The following is a 1790-nucleotide window of genomic DNA, read 5'->3' on the forward strand; positions in this document are numbered from 1 at the left end:
GGATGCTGTTGGTTAATTCGGGCCTGGTCACTTCGCCCCGCCGCTATGCGGCGGGGCGAAGTGCTGTCAGGGGGCTGGTGCGGGTGCGGGCTCGGGGTGTGTTGGTGAGCCAGGCATCGATGCGGATGAGGTTGACGGCGGCGCCGGTGAGCTGGTGCTGGAGGCTGGTCTTGGCCAGGCCGCGATAGCGGGATCTGCGCAGGCCGCATGCGTGCACGGCTTGGGAGATGGTGCCTTCGACGCCGGCCCGGATTTTGTAGCGGTCCTTCCAGGCAGCGGTTGCCTGGAGTTTTCGCGCCTGCTGCAGTTCTTCGTATTCGTCGCGGGGTCTGAGGTTGATCTCCCGCCGCCGGGGCCTGGGAGAGTTGACGCACTTGGTCAGCTGGGGACAGGTGCCGCAGTCGGCCGGAGAGAACCGCACCCGGATGGTCGCCAGGCCCTCTTCCGAGCGACGCTGGGCCCATTGCGTGCTGACAACGCCGTTCGGACAGGTCACGCGCTGGTTGTCCCAGTCGATGGTGAACGCGTTCTGACCGAAGGCGGCATCGCCGCGGGCGTGCGGGACGGTCACCGCCTTCAGCGGTCCGTGCAGGTCGACCTGGTGGTCACGGCGGGCAGCGGCCAGGGCACCACCGTTGGCATAACCGGCATCCACCCAGTGCTCGCCCGGCAGCAGATCCCGCCGGGCGAGTTCGTCATGGACCGGGGCGGCCATCCGGGCGTCGGAGACACTCGCGAGAGTCGTCAGCACACTCGTGACGAGGTGCGGAGTGTCCGGGCCGCAGGTCTCTGTGACGTGGACTTTGTAACCGTCCCAGTTGATGTCCCCCTTTCCGCCGGTGCGGGCCTCCAGGTCATAGCAGGTCACCAGGCGCATCACACCTGGTGGCCGGTCTTTTGGGCCCCGGCGGGCCACCTCCCCGTCGACCATGTGGAAGTGCTGCACCCACACCTGCCGCAGCACCTCCGCCTGCGGCAGCCGCCGCAGACCCGGCGGAGCGTCCACGGCCCAGATCATCTTCAGCAGGTGCATGCCGTCGTCACCGATCCGCCGATACGTCTGATCACGCCGGGACCGGTCCCTGGGAAAGCGGGAGTCCTCGGCCCGGGTGGCATAGTGCTTGAACCACTCCGGCCGGGCACGACCGCTCAGCCAGTCCGGTTCGGCCAGAGCCACGGCGTTCAGTGCCGAACGCAAGGTTTCCGCGACCAGCTCCAGCTGGTTCACCTCACGCACCGCGGACAGCACATGGGTGGAGTCGGTCCTCGCACGGCCCCTGACGACGATCAGGTCCCGCCCCCGGGCCGCTGCCAGCACGGCGTCCAGGATCCCCCGGCCTCCGTCCGCTTTGATGAGCCGGTCGCGGAACTCCGACAGCACCGAATAGTCGAACCCCGCATCGGCCAGTTCCAGCCCGAGTGCGTACTTCCAGTCAATGCGAGCGCGCACCGCCTGGGCGGCCTGCCGGTCGGTCAGCCCCTCGACGAACTGCAACACCAACACCAACGCCAGCCGCCCCGGTGACCAGGCAGGCTTCCCCCGAACCGGGAACAGACCCACGAACTGCCCGTCATCGAACAACGGCCCCAGCTCGTCACGCACCCGGATCGCCAGGCTGCCCTTCGGGAAGGCCGCCCGCGCCACCCGCACCGTCTCCGCCGGAATCTCACCCAGCCCTGCCGGCCGCATCGACATCGACACCCTCCCCAAACGACGTCGGCTCCCAAGACCACAACCGGGTCTTGGGAGCCGACGTCACGCGAGGGCCCGAATTAACCAACAGCATCCC

The 1790-nt window shown here is 68.3% G+C and carries 1 protein-coding gene; it reads right to left on the bottom strand.

Annotated elements, in window-relative coordinates:
• Positions 1–43: 43 nt before the first annotated feature.
• Entirely contained in the window at positions 44–1696 is a 1653-nt protein-coding gene (locus tag ACIA6T_RS35570; protein ID WP_399450639.1) for an IS1182 family transposase, read from the bottom strand.
• Positions 1697–1790 lie beyond the last annotated feature (94 nt).

Source organism: Streptomyces sp. NPDC051740 (genome assembly GCF_044453165.1).
In the GTDB taxonomy this organism is placed as follows: Bacteria; Actinomycetota; Actinomycetes; order Streptomycetales; family Streptomycetaceae; genus Streptomyces; species Streptomyces atrovirens.

Bases quoted from the DNA above. Each gene is read 5' to 3' on its own strand.
- ACIA6T_RS35570 (WP_399450639.1), bottom strand. From the start codon at position 1,696: ATGTCGATGCGGCCGGCAGGGCTGGGTGAGATTCCGGCGGAGACGGTG.